Annotated in this window: 19 protein-coding genes; 6 read left to right on the top strand and 13 right to left on the bottom strand. The window is 55.2% G+C overall.

Annotated elements, in window-relative coordinates:
* Positions 1 to 50: 50 nt before the first annotated feature.
* Entirely contained in the window at positions 51 to 1295 is a 1245-nt protein-coding gene (locus tag AYI96_RS02270; protein ID WP_186299995.1) for a lysozyme inhibitor LprI family protein, read from the bottom strand.
* Positions 1296 to 1384: 89 nt separating this feature from the next.
* Here AYI96_RS02270 and AYI96_RS02275 point away from each other — a divergent pair, with 89 nt between their 5' ends.
* Positions 1385 to 1816: a universal stress protein gene (locus tag AYI96_RS02275; RefSeq protein WP_144360917.1), complete on the top strand. Its 432-nt coding sequence runs from the start codon at positions 1385 to 1387 to the stop codon at positions 1814 to 1816.
* Positions 1817 to 1841: 25 nt separating this feature from the next.
* On the opposite strand, the gene AYI96_RS02280 is transcribed toward AYI96_RS02275, so the two are convergent.
* Genes AYI96_RS02280 through AYI96_RS02290 form a run of 3 tightly spaced genes read right to left on the bottom strand, consistent with a single transcriptional unit; the run spans position 1842 to position 4463 of the window.
* Positions 1842 to 2405 (bottom strand): DUF924 family protein, encoded by a 564-nt coding sequence (locus tag AYI96_RS02280; RefSeq protein WP_039034135.1) that lies wholly within the window; start codon positions 2403 to 2405, stop codon positions 1842 to 1844.
* Positions 2406 to 2430: 25 nt separating this feature from the next.
* Positions 2431 to 3909 (bottom strand): PH domain-containing protein, encoded by a 1479-nt coding sequence (locus AYI96_RS02285; RefSeq protein ID WP_260852940.1) that lies wholly within the window; start codon positions 3907 to 3909, stop codon positions 2431 to 2433.
* A gap of 5 nt (positions 3910 to 3914) precedes the next feature.
* Positions 3915 to 4463, bottom strand: a complete 549-nt coding sequence (locus tag AYI96_RS02290; protein ID WP_144360919.1) for a PH domain-containing protein — start codon at positions 4461 to 4463, stop codon at positions 3915 to 3917.
* Between the two features lie 226 nt (positions 4464 to 4689).
* Between AYI96_RS02290 and AYI96_RS02295 the strand changes: the two genes are divergently transcribed.
* Positions 4690 to 4995, top strand: a complete 306-nt coding sequence (locus AYI96_RS02295; RefSeq protein WP_039034136.1) for a winged helix-turn-helix domain-containing protein — start codon at positions 4690 to 4692, stop codon at positions 4993 to 4995.
* A gap of 152 nt (positions 4996 to 5147) precedes the next feature.
* Here AYI96_RS02295 and AYI96_RS02300 read toward each other — a convergent pair whose 3' ends face one another.
* The 7 genes from AYI96_RS02300 to AYI96_RS02330 all read right to left on the bottom strand — a co-directional run bounded on the left by AYI96_RS02300 (position 5148) and on the right by AYI96_RS02330 (position 10286).
* Complete coding sequence (locus AYI96_RS02300; RefSeq protein ID WP_071476653.1) at positions 5148 to 5483, bottom strand: DUF2956 domain-containing protein; 336 nt, start codon at positions 5481 to 5483, stop codon at positions 5148 to 5150.
* A gap of 150 nt (positions 5484 to 5633) precedes the next feature.
* Positions 5634 to 6428, bottom strand: coding sequence for a heme ABC transporter ATP-binding protein (locus AYI96_RS02305; protein ID WP_144360991.1), 795 nt, complete (start codon positions 6426 to 6428; stop codon positions 5634 to 5636).
* A gap of 56 nt (positions 6429 to 6484) precedes the next feature.
* Entirely contained in the window at positions 6485 to 7504 is a 1020-nt protein-coding gene (locus AYI96_RS02310; RefSeq protein WP_144360920.1) for a FecCD family ABC transporter permease, read from the bottom strand.
* A gap of 2 nt (positions 7505 to 7506) precedes the next feature.
* Complete coding sequence (locus AYI96_RS02315; RefSeq protein ID WP_186299997.1) at positions 7507 to 8346, bottom strand: hemin ABC transporter substrate-binding protein; 840 nt, start codon at positions 8344 to 8346, stop codon at positions 7507 to 7509.
* Between the two features lie 64 nt (positions 8347 to 8410).
* Positions 8411 to 8818, bottom strand: a complete 408-nt coding sequence (locus AYI96_RS02320) for an ExbD/TolR family protein (protein ID WP_039034139.1) — start codon at positions 8816 to 8818, stop codon at positions 8411 to 8413.
* Entirely contained in the window at positions 8815 to 9531 is a 717-nt protein-coding gene (locus tag AYI96_RS02325; protein WP_144360922.1) for a MotA/TolQ/ExbB proton channel family protein, read from the bottom strand. The genes AYI96_RS02320 and AYI96_RS02325 overlap by 4 nt, the downstream gene beginning before the upstream one ends.
* A gap of 14 nt (positions 9532 to 9545) precedes the next feature.
* Positions 9546 to 10286, bottom strand: coding sequence for an energy transducer TonB (locus AYI96_RS02330; RefSeq protein ID WP_144360923.1), 741 nt, complete (start codon positions 10284 to 10286; stop codon positions 9546 to 9548).
* Positions 10287 to 10717: 431 nt separating this feature from the next.
* Here AYI96_RS02330 and AYI96_RS02335 point away from each other — a divergent pair, with 431 nt between their 5' ends.
* Genes AYI96_RS02335 through AYI96_RS02350 form a run of 4 tightly spaced genes read left to right on the top strand, consistent with a single transcriptional unit; the run spans position 10718 to position 15724 of the window.
* Complete coding sequence (locus AYI96_RS02335) at positions 10718 to 12769, top strand: TonB-dependent hemoglobin/transferrin/lactoferrin family receptor (protein ID WP_144360992.1); 2052 nt, start codon at positions 10718 to 10720, stop codon at positions 12767 to 12769.
* A gap of 11 nt (positions 12770 to 12780) precedes the next feature.
* Entirely contained in the window at positions 12781 to 13329 is a 549-nt protein-coding gene (gene hutX, locus AYI96_RS02340) for a heme utilization cystosolic carrier protein HutX (protein ID WP_405130414.1), read from the top strand.
* Complete coding sequence (hutZ, locus tag AYI96_RS02345) at positions 13326 to 13859, top strand: heme utilization protein HutZ (RefSeq protein WP_039034142.1); 534 nt, start codon at positions 13326 to 13328, stop codon at positions 13857 to 13859. Before hutX ends, hutZ begins: the two co-directional genes overlap by 4 nt.
* Before the next feature lie 32 nt (positions 13860 to 13891).
* The gene (locus AYI96_RS02350; protein WP_409928937.1) at positions 13892 to 15724 is read left to right on the top strand and encodes an ABC transporter transmembrane domain-containing protein; all 1833 of its coding nucleotides are present in this window, start codon (positions 13892 to 13894) and stop codon (positions 15722 to 15724) included.
* 2 nt (positions 15725 to 15726) lie between these two features.
* Here AYI96_RS02350 and AYI96_RS02355 read toward each other — a convergent pair whose 3' ends face one another.
* Positions 15727 to 16476 carry a PepSY-associated TM helix domain-containing protein gene (locus tag AYI96_RS02355; RefSeq protein WP_052248067.1) on the bottom strand — a complete coding sequence of 250 codons (750 nt, stop codon included), beginning with the start codon at positions 16474 to 16476 and terminating at the stop codon, positions 15727 to 15729.
* Positions 16473 to 17045, bottom strand: a complete 573-nt coding sequence (locus AYI96_RS02360) for an FMN-binding protein (protein WP_144360925.1) — start codon at positions 17043 to 17045, stop codon at positions 16473 to 16475. Before AYI96_RS02360 ends, AYI96_RS02355 begins: the two co-directional genes overlap by 4 nt.
* Positions 17046 to 17066: the final 21 nt, after the last annotated feature.

Raw genomic sequence — 17066 nt, forward strand, 5'->3', positions numbered from 1 at the left:
ACCGTCTTGCCATGAAATGCCCGCGACCTGTGAGGAGGCGCGGGCATTTTTTATTGCCATTCCAACAGGGCTTTGAGCTGCTCGCTGCGCTCTTGAGTCAAGAGTGCCTGCCACTCCTGCTCAGTGGTAGAGCCTTCAAGTGCGGCAAATAGGCGCGCATTGCTGTCGCGGTATTTAAGCCACAACCGCTGCACCGCGCGAAGGTCTTCTTTGGTCACTTCAAACATATAAAGCTCGGGATCATCTGCCGGGCGCAGTTTCTTCATCAAGGCGCGGTACACCTGGTTGAGCTCTTTGTCGGCGCTGGCAAAGTCAGGGAAAGTGTTCACCACTTGCTCTTCGTTACTGAGCATTTCCAAACGTGCCAGATAGTTTTGCCGCTGCTCGCTCTGGGAGCCAATAATAAAGGCGCTGCGACCGCTGCCGCCATGGCCTTCCTCCCTTGAGGTTTTCGCTTGCAGCCACAGCTCGAATGCGCTGTTGGCCGGCTCAAGTAATTTAAGCGGCGCTAATCCCAGGCGTTGTTTGATATTTTGGTTGATCTCTTCTTGTTTGGCGAGGCGTTGTTGCTTCAGCCGCTGCTCTTCCCGTGAGGCACAAAAGCCCATTCCCATGCCGCTGGTAATCGCGCTGCAGAGATCAAATTCAGTGGTCTGTTTGGCACCGGGGTCGAGTTTGAGCCTGTCTTTGACGGCTATATCCAGCTCGGCCGGTACCTCGGCGCCATAACAGATGAGCTGTAGCACCTGGCGGTCATAATTGTTGCCATCTTGCAGTTTGGAGAGATTCTCGGCCTGTTGCCACAAACGATAGCTATAGCCTTCCTCTAAGGGCGCGCTCAGAGCCTTAAGCCGGTTGAAATCGGGCTTGTCGGCATAGATGCAGGCATCCAGCGTGGTTTGATAGTCGAAGCTAAAGTCCGGGTGGTGAATTCGATACTGTTTTAACACCTCGGCCAGCCTGAGCGGGTCGGCACTGTTTGTTGAGCCGCCGCGGGTCAGCAGGCGCTCTGTCAGGTAATAGAAGGCCTTGGGGTGACCGGCCCTTGCAGCCTGGCTTAAATGGGCTATGTCTTCGGCCAAAGGTAAGGAATAACTGTAGCTCAGCATGAAGTGGGCTTCGCTGCTGCCAAGGGCCGCGGCTCGTTCAAAGAGCGGCTTGGCCTGTTGGCTCTGTCGGGCTTGTTGCAGCGCCTTGGCTTCTTCTACCAGACTGGCGGCATCCTCGGCGTAAACCGGGGTAAAAATAATCACCAATAGGCTTACGGTTGTGGCTAAATGGAGTAAAGTATTCATAGGGTGCTTAAAAGTTTTGCAATATAACTTGTTGATATTATTCGGCAGGTATCTCATCAGTCGATGCCCGCCGTGTCAAGGAGGTCGCTATGCGTAACAAAGATATCCTCTGGCCCACTGATTTCAGTGATACGGCCGCCAACGCCTTGAGATATGCTATTGAAATGGCCAACCTCTATCATGTTGGGCTGCGGATTTTGCATGTGGTAGATCAACCTATAGGTGATGAAAACTATCAGCTGTTGATCATCACTCCGGAAGAACTGGCACAAACCATGGAGAAGGCCGCCGCCGAGAAGATGCATGAGTTGCTGGCCAAGCTGAAAAGCCCGCTGAAGATTGAAACTGTGATTCGCCGTGGTGACGCAGTTGATGAGATCCTGGCGGAAGCCGAGTCTGCCGATGTCGGTATGATAGTGATTGCCAGCCATGGTCGCAGTGGTCTGGCCCATTTCCTCAGCACCAATGTGGCCGAGGCCGTGGCCAACAAGGCAAGCTGTCCCGTGCTGGTGGTGAAGTAGCAAGTCGATGCCGCTTGAATGAGCACTAGAACGAGGAGCCGGGCTGCTCTAGAAAGGTCAGCTCCTCGGCGGTCGACTCTCGTCCCAATATGGCATTGCGATGGGGATAGCGGCCAAACCTGTCGATAATCGCCTTGTGTCTCAATTCAAAGTCATAGTTGTCCTTGGTCTGTTCCGAGGTGAATAGTTCCAGGGCTTTTTGATGGATAAGCGCCGACTCGCTGTGCATAAAGGGCATATAGAGGAATGCCAGCATAGGGGCTTGCAGCTGTTTGTCGGCGCCTATGCTGATAGCCTCCTGCGCCAGAGCCAATGCCATGGGATCGGCACTGAAGGCATCGGGAGTGTCGCGGTGAATGTTGCGCGAGAACTGATCCAGCAGCAAAATTTCCGCCAGGCGCCCTTGTGGCGTTTGCCGCCAATGCCACAACTCGCCCTGACGGGCCGCATTGAGCAAGGCGCCGAAACGACGCTCAATTGTTTGGTCAAACTCAGGATCCTTGACCCACCAGGCCTTGGGGTTTATCTCTTCAAACCAAAAATGGATTATCTGTTGTGGCTTGTACTCGGAGACGATTTGAGCTGACATGACAATTCCTTCTATTGACCTGAGATTAAATCCAGTTGCTGTGATCATGGGCGATAAGCCCAAGGGTTTGCGCCGCGATATCCTGCGCCTTGGCCAGCGGGATCGCAGGTAGCGTCAGTTCACCGCTGGCCAGCCCCAGTTTGAGGCTGGCGAGGCCTCGGCGTTTTTGTCCCCGGCTTTGGATCAGCTGCAGATGTTGCACCTTGTTCAGCGACACCAATAGCCAACTGTGGCTTAGGATCCCTTTGTGGATCCAGAGATCGTTTTCAATCCGCCAAAATCCCCATTGACGATAGCGTAGGTAAAGCGCCGGGACAGCCATTACTCCTGCCAGTAATAGTAGCCAAACTTCTGTCGTCAGACCCCAAAACGCCCATGTCAACGATGCGGGAGTTAAGCACCACAGCGCCCTATAGTAAAACCAGCTCGGGTGAATGGGGTGCCAACGATTGGGAATACGGTCGGCCTTGCTGCTTCTTTGGTTGAGCCTTTTCAGCAGGCGATGCACTTCGCCGCTACCGAGAGATGGCACCAACATGTGATGGTTGCTGCCGCCTTCCACCTCATGGCCTTTTACCTGTTTGAAGCTCAGAGTCCAGCGTTTCAGCCAGCGGGCCAGCAATGGCTGCTGCAAACTGATGAGTTGAATCCTGTGCTGCTTGAGTATGTCTTGCTGGTGGGACAGCAGGCCGCCGCTACGCTGTAATGTTTCCTGCTCCTGGGTCAGGCGATAGGGGGCATATTTCAGCAGCGCCGCGACTATTGAGATCAAGGAAAACAGCAGATAGCCAAGGAGCAGAAGGCCGACAAGGAACCCCAGCTCCAGCAGCAGGTTGCCGCTTACCTGCTGCTGATGCCAGTCGAAGACTTGTGTCAGCCCGAGCTCCATCAGTTGACTGCCTTCGAGCTGGCTGAGCACCGGACCTGCGATGACGGCAAACCAAACAAAATTATTCTGATACAGACCAAAGAGCGCCAGCTCGGCCAGGGACTTCTTCACCAGTAAGCGGGAGTTTGGCGGTGCAGAGGTGGCGGCGCTTTGGTCTGTGTCGGCCTGTTTCATCAATTGCCGCCTCAGTGACTCGGCCTGAACTTGGGTGACTGCGCTTAAGCAGGCTTCATCCTTGGTTGAACCCGCAGTTTCCACTATCAAGTTACCCAGTCGCAACGGCTTAAAGTAAAAAGGCTGTTCCAGACGCACATTTTGAATTCTATCTACCGGCAGTTCGACTTTGCGCCTGAACAGGGCGCCGCTGTGGACCTCGAGTTGCCCTCGAGTCAAGCGATAACGGAATTTACGCCAGCTCAACAGCCCATGGGCAAAAATGATTACCAGGGTCAATACCAGCGCCAGTGGCAGCCAAACGGAGTCAAATCCCTGCTGCCAGCCGGTATAGAGGATAGGCACCAGGGCATAGCCGTTGCTGAGGAAGTGCTTCAGGCTGGAGAGGCTGAAACTGATGATTGCCCAAGGCGAGAGCGAGTGCCAGTCGGCTTGCTGCACCTGGTTCAATTCGGCGTCTCCATTGAGGTGCCACTGACATTTTTACTCGCCAGAGACAGCAGATGTTGGCGCAGCGCTTCGGCTACTTCATTCTCCAACCCGGGCAGGCTGACCTCGGCCGCCGAACTGCCGGCACTGTAGCAGCGCAAACTTGTCAGTCTGAAATGGCGCTGCAATGGTCCCTGAGACAGGCTCACATGTTGCAGCCTGCTGGCCGGCATGGCGGTATGGCTCTGCCACCAAAGCCCTTCACGCAGCAAAATGCCGTATTCACAAACGCCATAACCCATGGCTTCGGCTTGTTTTTGATTGAGCCAGGTCTTGAATCCCAAAAGCAGCAGTGCCAGCGTGACCGAGATGATGACTTCAAGACCACTCAGCTTGGCGCTGAGCAGTAAAGCAGGCACTAGCAGCAGTATGATCAGTGCCATCAGCAGCAGGTTTTGCCACAGCAATTGTTGGCGGTAGCGGGGAGACAAAGGGGTTAAGGGTTGGCTGTCAAAGCCTAACCACTGTTGCTGTGGCAGGGGCGAGTGGGGCGAGCGGATATCCATGTGCTTTGAGTCCTTGGGGCATTGACTCGACTATAGCAATAGAGAGTTTGTCGCTTCAAGCAGCCAGCTCGGATGGCAGAGACTTGATGCAGTTCCAGATCCTGAGCGATTGCACTTGTGTTAACAACTGGATATCAAGTAGTTTGGTTGCAAGACTTTGTTGCCTGTGTGGCGCTCGTTTTCTCAAACGCGCCGCTACTGGCTGTAAACCATCAGGACGATGAGTATGTTCCAAGCCGATAAGGTATCCAAACAGCAAACCGCCTTTTTACGTAAGCTCTATCTGGCCCACCTGATAGACGATAGCCAACATAATCTGTTGTCCTTACAGAAGGAAACCGGCATGCCGCGCCGCACCTTGCAAGATGCCATTGCCGCCTTCGGCGATATAGGTATTCAGGTGGACTTTATCCAGGATGGCCGCCGGAATAACTCAGGGCACTACCACATCCGCACCTGGGGCCCGATTAACAGCGCCTGGGTCGGTACTCACCTGGAGCAGATACGCACCTTGTTGTTTAGCGACATCTGAGCTTCTCTGTTGCCATTAACCGTCAGGAAGTTCGCGGATTATCGTATCTTAAATCATGCCGCAACTTGTTCGTGTGTGGCTGAACTCACTGTGAGGAAGCTATCTTTATAACCTTATCAGTTCTCCAGACCAGCATTAAGTAATTGATAAGTCTATATAAAAACAAACCAAATCCAGCTTAAAATCAGCAGTATCCAAGGTAACAAGAGTTGCCATTTGGGGATGTGGCTTGAAGGCATTTCGCTTGCCTCTACACAGTCATCTTCGTCGTGCTGGAGTTTCTTTTTCTGCCTAAGCTCTTGCTTGCGTGCCTTGTCTCTTTCTCTGGCCTTGGCCTTTTGTTGCTTCTTGTATTCGGCAATGCCTTTCTCTATGCCCTGGGCAATGAGGCGGGTTTGCTCCTTGGTCTGCCCCGCCTTTTGAGTGGCTTTGGCCATACGCATGGCTTCGGTTTGGGTTTCGTTGGAAATCGCTGGCTTCTTGTTCATCTCTGATGGGGTTAATGACTGACCCAAGGATTATACTTGCCTGCTTGACGTTCTGACCACAGACGGCTTCACATCAAAGGTGTTTGTTGGTGCTGAATTTGTTCTGGGTCATCTTATGGCAGGGTTCATACTGCATGGGCTTTGATAGCTTCAAAAATAGAGTCTCTGTCCCTGCGCGTCGGCGAAGGTGCCAGGTTCATAGTGCCAGACCCTGGAAATCAGTTCAGGTGTCAAAGCCTGTTGGGGCGGCCCCTGTACCAGGAGTTTTCCTTTGTCCATAACCAGCAATTGATCAGCATAGTGACTGGCCTGGTTGAGGTCGTGCAGCACGGCCAATACAGTGTAGCCCTGCTCATGTGCCAGCTCTCTGGCGAGCCGCAGTACTCTGTGTTGCTGGGCCAAATCCAGTGCCGAGGTGGGTTCATCCAGCAAGAGTACAGGCGAGTGCTCGGCCTGGGCCAATTGAGTCAAAACCCTGGCCAACTGAACCCGCTGGCGTTCACCGCCGGACAGTGCCGGATAGTTGCGCTCACTCAGATGAGCCAGGTCCAGACGCCAGAGTTGCTGCTCAACCAGTTGGGCGGCATCTCTGGCACTGAGACTGAGAGGATACAGGCCCATGGCTACCACTTCACGAACGCTGAAGGGAAAGCTGAGACTCGAGTGTTGCGGCAACATGGCCAGATGCCTGGCCAAGGCTTGCTTCGGCCACTGCCCAAGAGGCGAGCCGTGAAGGCTTATCCGCCCGGCATCGGCCTTGAGCTCCTGGGTCAACAGCCTTAGCAGACTGGACTTGCCGGCGCCATTGGGCCCCAGCAGAGCGTAAAATTGGCCGCTTTGCAGTCGGCAACTGACATCGGTCAGCAAGGGCTTGTTGTCGACTCTGGCATGGAGATGTTTGAGCCCCAATACTTGCTCAGTAACTGCGGTGGACTCAAATGGCATGGCTGTCTGTACGGCAGTTGTCGTGGTCACGGATTCAAGTGAAGGCATGGAGTACCTCAATAAAGCTTACGTCGCTGACTCAGCAGCAAATAGAGGAAGAAGGGAGCGCCGAGCAGAGCCGTCATCAGGCCGACAGGGATCTCCGCCGGTGACATCAAGGTACGGGCCCCTGAGTCGGCCAATGCCAGTAGCACGGCGCCGAGAATGGCACTCAGCGGCAGCAGTTGGCGATGATCCGGCCCCTTGATCAGTCGCACCAGATGCGGTACCACCAGTCCGATAAAACCTATGATGCCGGTGGCCGCCACGGCAACACCAACACCCAAAGAACAGAGCAAGATCAACTTCAGCTTGAGCCTGTCTACCTCTATGCCCAGATGACGCGCCTCGGATTCGCCCAGCAATAGGGCGTTGAGCGCCAATGCCTGTTTGTTGAACTGCCAACTCACCAAGGCCAGTACCGGCAGACAGATAAAAACGGATTGCCAACTGGCACCGGCGATGGCCCCCAACTGCCACAGGCTAAGATCCCGCAGTGCCATGTCGTTGGCAAGGAAAGTCAGCATGCCAATTCCGGCACCGGCCAGGGCGGTAATAGCCACCCCGGCCAGCAAGAGTAACACCACTGAGGTGCTGCCACCTGAAGTGGCGAGCCGGTAAACCAGTAAACTGGTTGCTAGACCGCAGAGAAAAGCACCAAGGGGGACGGCATAGCTGCCAAGATGCGGCAGCAGCACTATACAGATGGCGGCTCCCAGCGCCGCGCCCGAGGACACACCTATGATGCCTGGGTCAGCCAGAGGGTTACGAAACAGGCCTTGCATTACGGCGCCGCACTGTGCCAACAGGGCGCCGACAATCAGTGCCAGCAAGGTTCTCGGCAGACGGACATTTTGCACTATCAGGGTATTGGCTTCCTGCCCGGCGGCGACTGAGCCAAACAGGGCGTCGATTATATCGCTCAAGCCTATGGTCACTGGCCCTGTTGTTATCGAGAGCAACGCGGAAAACAGCAGCAGGCTGGCGAGTCCAGGCCAGAGCCAGGGGTGACGGTGGGTGGGCAGCACGGCAGCCATGATTATTGCTCCAGCAGTTCCTGATTCAGGGACTCGGCCGCTTCAATGGCGGAGATACCCAATCCTCCGAGTAAGGCCTGAGGTTGGAGATCCCGGATCAAACCGGCTTTTCCGGCCGGAGTATGGGCCAGTAGCGGCATGCTCTTTAGTAGCTTATCGGCTTGAGGCTCGGGTTGCTCGCTGGCGCTTGAGAGTAAAATCAGCTCTGGCTTGAGCGCCAGAATGCCTTCCTGAGACAGGCTGCGGTAGCCGCTGAAGTCGGCGGCGTTGGTGGCACCGGCCAGCTGGATAATGATATCGGCGGCCGTATCGGTGCCGCCGACTCTGGCGGGACGCTCTGACTGCAGCAACATAAACATGACTCTGGGCGGATGTTCGAATTTGGCCGCAGATTGCGCCAGCTGCTGTAACCTGCCACCCAGGGTATCGGCCAGTTCGGTGGCGGCTTTCTCCTTATTCAGGGCCTTCCCCAGAGTGAGAATATTTTGTTGTAGTTGCTCGGCGGTATCGGCCGCCTTCAGGGTGATAACCGGCACACCGGCCTGTTTTACCAGGTCTATACTGCTGGTAGGTCCCATCACAGAGGTGCCAATCAGGAGATCCGGTTTTTGCGCCAATATGCCCTCGGCTGACAGCATTCTGTGGTAGCCGAGTCTTGGCAGTTTCAGCGTCTTTGGCAGGGCGCTACTGGCGTCGACAGCCACCAGTTGTGGGGCGGCATCCAATGCCAGCACCAATTCAGTGACACCGGCACCGGCACTGATCACTCGCTTGGGGGGCTCTTCAGCGGCAAAAAGCGGCATGGCGAGCAGGCCACAGAGAAAGATAAGAGAATTTTTCATTCTAGCTCCAAAATAATTCAGGGACTCATCGCCACAGACTTGTGTCTGAGGTTTCATCAGGTGTTTAGGGTTCCATCAGAACCCGGGTCTGGCTGATCTGCAGCCGTTGCAGCAGACTCAGCAGCTGCATCAGCGGCTGGACTCTTGCCTCCTTGTCGGCGGCCACGATTAAGGTCAGCTCGGGATCGTCGGCCAGCGCTTGAGTCAGGGCCTGCTCGAACGCGTCGAACCGGGCAAATTTTTGTTCATTGAGTGCCCAGAACGGCGCCTGGGGTAACACGCTGACCGTCAATTGAGTCTGCGCTTGTGGGCTCAAAGTGCTGGCGCTGTTATCCGGCACTTCAATCGGCAGGCTCAATAACCTGGGGTTGGCTGTGAGCAGTAAAAACACCAATACTATGAAGATGATGTCTATCAAGGGGGTTAGATCCAGGCCGCTATCCAGGCCATGCTCTTCCTTAATTTCAATCATGACAGCGGCTCCGGATGGCGCCGCTTGCCGTTGACACCGGTGAGCTTGGTCAGGTTGAAGGCGGCGTAATCATTGTCTTCGCCCTGCAGCGGAACCCCTTCCAACCAAAGGTTGAGATGATTCAGTACATGGGCGCAGGAGATCACTGAACGCTCGGCCCAGAGTCCGAATAGCTGCGCTCCCAATAACGCGGGTACAGCGATCAACAAGCCGGCGGCTGTGGTGTACATGGCTAATCCCAAGCCCGAGGCCAACAAGGCCGGAGTGATACTGTCACTCTGATTGGCGCCAATATCGTTGAACATCTCCACTAGCCCCAGCACAGTGCCGAGTAAACCCAGAAGCGGGCTGATGGTACCTATGTATTGCAGCAACTTGAGTCCGGCGTGGAGTTTGCGCTTCTCCCTTGCCAGCCAAAGTGACAACAACTCTTCCCGCAGCGCCTTGGGTTGTGCGGCCTGCCTCAGCAAATGGCGGGCACCGCAGGAAATCAGTCCCCGGTTATCTTTCAGGCGTTCAAGCAGGCTGTCACTGCTTTCATCCAGTGTGCCGTTGCGTAATTCGCCGAGCCAGGATTGGCGCCTGAACAGGCTGGGCAACAAGATGGCAAAGCGCTCCAGTAATATCATCAGGGTCAGAAAGGCGCAGATGAGCAAAGGCCAGGTAAGAGCGCCTAGTTGCTGGTGCAGGCTTTGGTACAAATTTAATTCCATCGTGTCTCCAACTGTTAATTAAGGGCGAAGCGAACCGGCACCCTGACTTTGAAACGGGCTGCTGAAGCTTGGGAAGGAATGCTGAACTGCCAGTGGCGTACGGCGGCCAATGCCGCTTCATCCAAAATGGCATAGCCTGAGCTGCTGACGAGCAAGGCGTTTTGGGTTCTGCCCTGATGATCAAAGAAGATGTCTACCAGAGCCGTACCTTCAAAGCCCCGCTTGCGGGCGAGTCTGGGGTAGCTCGGCGGCGTCGGCGGGCTGGCAAATACAGGCTCAGCCAGCTCTACTGTGTGATTCAGCCCTGAGGTGGCGGCAGTTTGAACCTGTGACGAAGGAATACCCGGCTTTTCCTCATGGGACACAGGCTCTTCTCGCGGAGTCGATGGGGCGTGTTTCGGTTCAGATTTCTCTGTTATCTCACGCGGCTTTTCCTGAGTCGGTTGTGGCTTGCTCATCTTTGAGGCTTGTTTCTGACTCGCTTTGAGCGGCCTGGTTTTGAGCAGCTTTGACTTTGGCGGCTCAGGTTTCGCCACATTCTGTTTCAGCGGTTCTTGATGTTGAGGGGCTTTATGTTCAGCTTCTTTATGCTTAGCGGATGGGGCGTTTGCCGCAGGGGCTGCGCTGAAACTCAGTTGCAAACCGCCCTTGGTGGGCATTACCAAAGGATCTGGGGTGGCTGTCTGAGAGGCCAATACGGCACTCTGAAGTGACAATGCCATGAGCGCAAAACCACAATAACGCTTGGGGGTCACGCCGTTACTCCTGTTTACAACCGCTTGTTGCGGCGGGTGAATGTTCAAATTCAACTAAGCAATGACCCATAAGGCTCAATGCTGTTCTGTCTTGGGTCGGCTCTGTCCCTGAGCCGCCACCATTCCATGGTTCCTGCCTTTACCGTCTGGCCAGTTTTTACCGTTTGGCTGGCACCGTATTTCGTACCGAAAAATGGCTTGGCTTCCCGAGTAACTTCCCTTTCTTCAGATTAAAATATATTAGAGTAAATAATATTGCAAATGATAATAATTACTATTTGATCATCTTCTAAAGTTAAGCTAGAGTGCCGCCTTAAGTGGTGTTGTCCCGGGCTTGCTGTTTTCCCTTGGGCTCAATTTATTTTCAGTAATGCCACTCCCATGAGAAAGGCTGGAGATACAGCCTGATAATCTGTTTGAGGATTAAGATGATGAATAGAAAACCGCTGGTTATGGCTATTACTCTGGCATTGGGAACCCCCCTCCTGAGTCTGGCCGCTGTTGCCGAGCAGGTGAAAACAGCTGAATTTGATGAAGTGCTGGTAAGTGCTACCCGCATTCAGGAGAAAGTCTCTGAATCCAGCCGCAGTGCTGCGGTTGTCGGTGAAGAGCAGTTGGCCGAGAAGCAGGGCAACTCGGTGGCCGAAGTGCTCAAGACGGAAGCCAACATCAATATCGCTAATGGCCCCAGGGCATCTGCCCAGCAGGTAGAAATTCGTGGTCTCAGTGGCCAGAGGGTATTGCAGACCATAGATGGTGCCAGGCAAAACGCCAGTGCCGGCCACAGAGGCACCTTCTTTATGGACCCTGAGCTGCTCAGTTCTGTTGAGGTGGTACGTGGCCCGGCTTCCAGCCTTTGGGGCAGTGGCGCCATAGGCGGTGTGGTATCGCAAAACACCAAGTCGGCCAGAGAGATGCTCGACGAAGGCCAGAGCTTTGGTGGCTATCTCAAGCAGGGCTATGAAACCAATGGCCAGCGCAGCAAGAGCAGTGGTGCCATTTATGGAGCCAAGGGCAGTATCGACTGGTTGTTGAACGGCAGCTACAGCGACGGCGACAACATCAAGGCCGGTAATGACAATACCCTGGAAAACAGCGCCAGCCGTAGCCGCAGCGGCTTGGCCAAGTTCGGTTGGCAGTTGGATGAGGCGCAAAGGTTGCAACTTTCCGGCAGGATCAATGAGATCTTTGAAGCCGTGCCCAGTAATCCGGCCACAGGTGTCAGCAACAGTGTGCCTCTGGTGCGCCGTGACAGCAAAGATTCCAACCTGACCCTGGACTACAGCCTGGCACCAAGGGGCAACGCCCTTTTGGATCTGGATGCCAAGTTCTATTGGAACAAGACGGATTATGATGAGAATCGCCTGACCAAGGGCCAGTTCGACACCACAGAATATGAAACCCTGGGGTTCAGTATTGCCAATCGCAGTCAATGGCAGGGGCTTAAATTAACTTATGGTCTGGACGGCTACCGCGACCAGATAGAAACCTTCCGTGATGACAGCGGCCAGAGCGGTCAGCGTCCCGGCAACATAGATGGTGAGTCTCGGGTGTGGGGCGCTTTCGTTGCCGCCAATATCGCCCTGGGGGAAAACTGGTCATTGGATCCGGCGCTGCGTTACGACAGCTTTGAAAACGAAAGCAATAACCTGGGCCATTCCAGTGATGACGATGCCTTGTCTCCCTCGTTGGCACTGGTGTGGAAGACTGCGCCTTGGCTGACACTCAGCGCCCGTTACGATGAAGCCTTCCGCGCACCATCAGTGGAGGAGATGTACTCCAGCGGTACTCATTACTGTATTCCTCCCATCCCTAACTTTTTGCCCAACGGCCTGTGCAATACCTTTGAGGTCAATGAAAACCTCAAGGCTGAAAAGGCCAAGAACAAAGAATTGAAGGCCGATATGCGCTTTGCCGAGCTGGCGGGCAACGATGAACTGGCGCTGAGCCTGAGTGTATTCAGAAACGATGTCGATGACTTTATCGAGCAGCGGGTGACCAATCCACTGCACGGCATTCCCAGACTTGAGCAGAACACCCGCTGGGATAACGTCGACAAGGCCAGACTGACTGGCTTTGAACTGACAGGAAAGTATCGCATCAATCAGACCCGCTTATCGCTCAGCTATGGTCAGACTGAAGGTAAAGACAGGCATGACGGGGGCTATCTGGCCAATATTCCGGCCAACAAGTTGGTGCTCGACTTGTCGCAGGGGATCATGGCGGGCGATATGAAGCTGGGAACCCGGGTCAGCTATAACGCCAGTCAAGACAGGGTGCCCAAAGATAACCCGGTTAACCGCTACCAGGACTACACCCTATGGGATGTGTATCTGGCCTGGGAGCCTGCCATGGGGACCTTCGAAGGGTTGCGGGTCGACTTTGCCATTGAAAACATTGGCGATGAAGAGTACATCCAAGCCTGGCAAACACTTATGGATCAAGGGCGCAACTTCAAGCTCTCGGCCCGCTACCGTTTCTGATGGAGCAACAGATGCAGATAAGCGATACAACAAGGGCGGCCGCTGGCCGCCTGCAGATAGCCGCCGCCATGCTGGAACACCCCGAGTGGTTGCCGGCCGATGCCGCCGCTAATCTGGGGATTTCAGAGCTTGAGGTGGTGCAGGCATTACCGGCCGAGCAGCAGCAATTCTTGCCGCTGGAGTGGCTGGAAGCCCTGCTGCAGGCACTGCCTGAGTGGGGTAAGTTGACCACCATAGTCACAGTTGCCGGGCAGATATTTGAATTCAAAGGCGACTTCCCCAAGGGAAAGACGGCTCATGGCTATTTTAACCTCTACAGCAAGGGAGATGGCCTGCATGGCCATCTGAAATTGGAGAATTTCAGTGCCATTGCCTTGATAAGTCGTCCATTTCGGGGCACTGAAAGTCATTCGATTAATTTCTTCGGCCCTGATGGCGCCATCGTTTTTAAGGTCTATTTGGGCCGGGATCAACAACGCAAGCTGCTGCCGCCACAGTTGGCACTGTTTGCCGACTGGCGTCACCGTGGTGAAGTGGCTGCCCAAAAGGGGGAAATATGACCAGTGAAAACCAACGCCTGCAGGAAAAACTGCTGCCGGAAATCGAAGAGTTCAAACAGGGGCGTACCACCTTGCAGTTGGCGACCCAGGATGCCAATGGGATCCCCAACGCCAGTTATGCGCCGTTCGCGCTGGCCGATGATGGTTTCTATATTCTGGTAAGCGATCTGGCGCGTCACGGTATCAACCTTAAACAGTCACCGCGGGTATCTGTGATGCTGGTGGAAGACGAAGCCGAGGCGCGCAGCGTGTTTGCCCGCCGCCGCCTGACCTTTGATGCCGCCGCCGAGCTGATAGCAAGAGACAGCCCGAGCTTTGCCAAAGGGGTACAGGTGTTGTCCGGGCGCTTCGGTGAGATGATAGATAACCTGGCGGCCTTGACCGATTTCAACTTGTTTAAGCTGGTGCCCGAGCGCGGTCTCTATGTCAAAGGCTTTGGCCAGGCGTTCAGTCTCAGCGGTGCCGAGTTGTTGGATGTCAACTGGATGCGTGATGGTCACCATGGAACGCCCAAGGCCGTACCTGCCTGAGCTGGACTCATCGGCGCTTTGGCGCCACAATCCTGATTAACAGTCATTGTCTGGATTTTCTCTTGTCTGCTCCTCAAACCTCTTCGGCTCGGATCCTGCCCTGGATCCTGAGCTTTCTTAAGCCTTATCGTTTGCGGGTTGCCCTGGCGCTGCTGTTTCTGCTGCTGGGGTCATTGGCCTGGCTGGCCCTGGGGCAAGGGGTTCGCTTGATAGTGGATGAGGGCTTTATGGCCGACAACTCGGGGCGCCTCAACGAAATTGTATTGCTTATTCTGGGGATCACCTTGGTCAGTGCTGTGGCCGTGTTCTGCCGCTTTTATCTGATGACCTGGCTCGGTGAGAAAGTCAGCAACGATATTCGCCGCTTGGTGTATCACAGGTTACTGGAACAAAGCCCGGTGTTTTTCGCCCGTTTGCGCACCGGGGAAATCATCTCCCGCTTTACCGCCGACAGCACTCTGTTGCAGACAGTTATAGGTTCTAGCCTGTCGATGGCGCTGCGATCTTCAGTGACCACTATGGGTGGCTTGGTGATGATGGCTTTTACCAGCATCAAGCTCACGGCCTTGGTGCTGCTGGCCGTGCCGCTGGTGTTGGTGCCTGTAGGTTTGCTCGGGCGGCGGGTACGCAAGCTTGCGCGCACCAGTCAGGACAGTGTCGCCGATCTCGGCGCCTATGTGGATGAAACCTTGCATGAGATCCACACGGTACAATCCTATGGTCACGAGGCTCGCGATCGCGATAATTTTGACGGCTACCTGGCGGCGGTGATGCGTGCTGCCAGTGGTCGCATCCGCTATCGCTCGGCACTGATCTCCTCTGTCATGTTGCTGACTATCGGTGCCATAGTGGCTGTGACCTGGGTGGGGGCCAGAGACGTAATGGCCGGTGTGGTCAGCGCCGGTGAGCTGTCGGCATTCATGTTTTACGCCATGATGGTGGCGGGCGCGGTGGCCACCATAAGCGAAGTGATAGGTGATATTCAGCGGGCCGCCGGTGCCAGCGAACGCTTGATGGAGCTGGCCGAGTCCAAGGCAAATATTGCCGAGCCGGTCAAGCCGCTGGCGCTGCCCAGTCCGCTCAAGGGGGAACTCAGAATAGAGCAGCTGAGTTTTGCCTATGATGAGGGCGCAACTGTGCTTGAGGATCTCAATATCCATATTCAACCCGGTGAACGGGTGGCTTTGGTTGGGCCCAGCGGTGCCGGCAAGAGTACGTTGTTTCAGCTGCTGCAGCGTTTCTATCAGCCGAGTTGCGGCCGCATTCTGCTCGATGGTGTCGATATCGCTTCTGTATCATTGGCGAGCCTGAGGGCACAGTTTGCCCTGGTGCCCCAGGAGTCGGTGATCTTCGCCACCAGTGTGCTGGAAAATGTGCGTTATGGCCGCCCGGAGGCCAGCCTGGAAGAGGTGGTTGCCGCCTGCAAGGGCGCCAGAGCTCATGAATTTATCAGTGAGTTTGCCCAGGGGTATGATACCTATTTGGGTGAGCGTGGCGTGCGTCTTTCCGGTGGTCAAAAGCAGCGAATTGCCATTGCCCGCGCCATCTTGGCCCGCAGGCCTTTACTGCTGCTCGATGAAGCCACCAGTGCCCTGGATGCGGTCAGTGAAGTCAAGGTCAAACAGGCTTTGGATGAGTTGATGGCGGGACGAACCACTCTCATCATAGCCCACAGATTGGCGACAGTGCTCAATGCCGACCGTATTCTGGTGCTGGAGCGGGGGCGATTATTGGCCAGTGGCAGCCACAGTGAGTTGATGCAAACCAGCCCGCTGTACCGTGAATTTGCCAGTCTGCAGTTGCTTGCGCCCGATGGCCTGGCCGGGAGCTCAAACGAGCCCGGGCAGACATCATCGCTGGCTTGATCTCAGCGCTTCTGTTTTAAATAAATGATCAGGCCAGTCACGGCCAGCAACAATAAGGCGATCGCCGCCAGATCCATCAGATAACTACCGGCAGCGCCGAAGATCCGGCCGCTGTGCAGATCCTGAAGAACCCTGTGCCAGGACAGGCGACTGGCGCGAATATCTCCGAGCAACTGCTGCGTTTGTATCTTTGCCCCTTCGAGTGGTTTTATCCAGGGGAGGGCAACCAGGCTGCTGGCCGCTTGCCAATCCAACAGTTCGCTGTCGCTGCGATATTGGCCCCGGGGTGTTTTCAGCCAGACACTGCCGGGCTCGACCGCCATGGCGTTTATCTGCGGCGGCAAACCTGTCAGCTCGGTTTGGGTTTCCAGCACAGCAAGATCCTGGCTCAAAATCGTCAAACTGTTTCGGGTCAGCAGCAGCCACTTGTCTTCAAAGGGGGCTATGGCCAGTATCTCATCGGTTTGCTCGGCTAGCGGCGTGCCGGCTATCCAGGCCTGCCCCTGACTGCTGCCCGCCAGCGGCTGGGCTTGCCAGACTTTGACATCTTCCGGGGCGCCAATGCCGTAATAGTCTTGCAGCCATTGCCAGTGCACGCCTTGGGATAGGTTCAGCTCACGGCCGTGATTCAAAGCCAGGCCGGTCAGAGTCAGCAGCAACACAAGCACACTGCTGATGATGCCAATACGTCTGTGCCAGGGGCGCAGGGTGCGCAGGAGACGGACTCGAAAGTCCGGATGTTTACGTGTCATCTGGGCTCGCTGTTTTGTTGCAGGCTGTGTTGTTGCAGACCGTGTTGCAGGCTGAGTTGCCGGTCAAGATAGAGGGCGATGCGGGCCAGTTTGGTCAGGGCCCTGACGGAAAGTGTCGCTCCGGTAATGCCATCTATATGTTTGTCCAGCTGTTTATCTTTTGTGAGTGTTGCCGATTTAAATTGGTCGGTAAAGAAGTCGTGCCTGACTTCATCGCCGCGGCTCTCGCGGTAGATAAGCACCTTGGTGCGATAAATCTGCCCATGGCGCACCTGAATACCCACAGTGATTGGCGCTTCTTTACCTATCTCCTCGAGGATCCAGACAGTGTCGTCTCCCTGCTGCCAATAGCGGGTACGCAGCGGCCGAAAATCGTGGGCCAGTATCTCTTCTATGACCTGGCGTTGCTCGGCGCTGAACCAAAAGACTTTGGCTTTCGCTTGACCTTTACCTTGGTTTCCCAAGGCCTGGGTGACAAAGTCTGCCGGGCTTTGGTAAACGCTTTGCGCCGCCTGGGTTTGAGTGAATGGCAGCAAAAACAGCGAGAGTAATGCAATAAGAGTCTTCATAAATGCCTCAACGAGGGTGCC

This window comes from Shewanella sp. MSW, assembly GCF_007636515.1.
GTDB classification, from domain to species: Bacteria; Pseudomonadota; Gammaproteobacteria; order Enterobacterales; family Shewanellaceae; genus Shewanella; species Shewanella indica.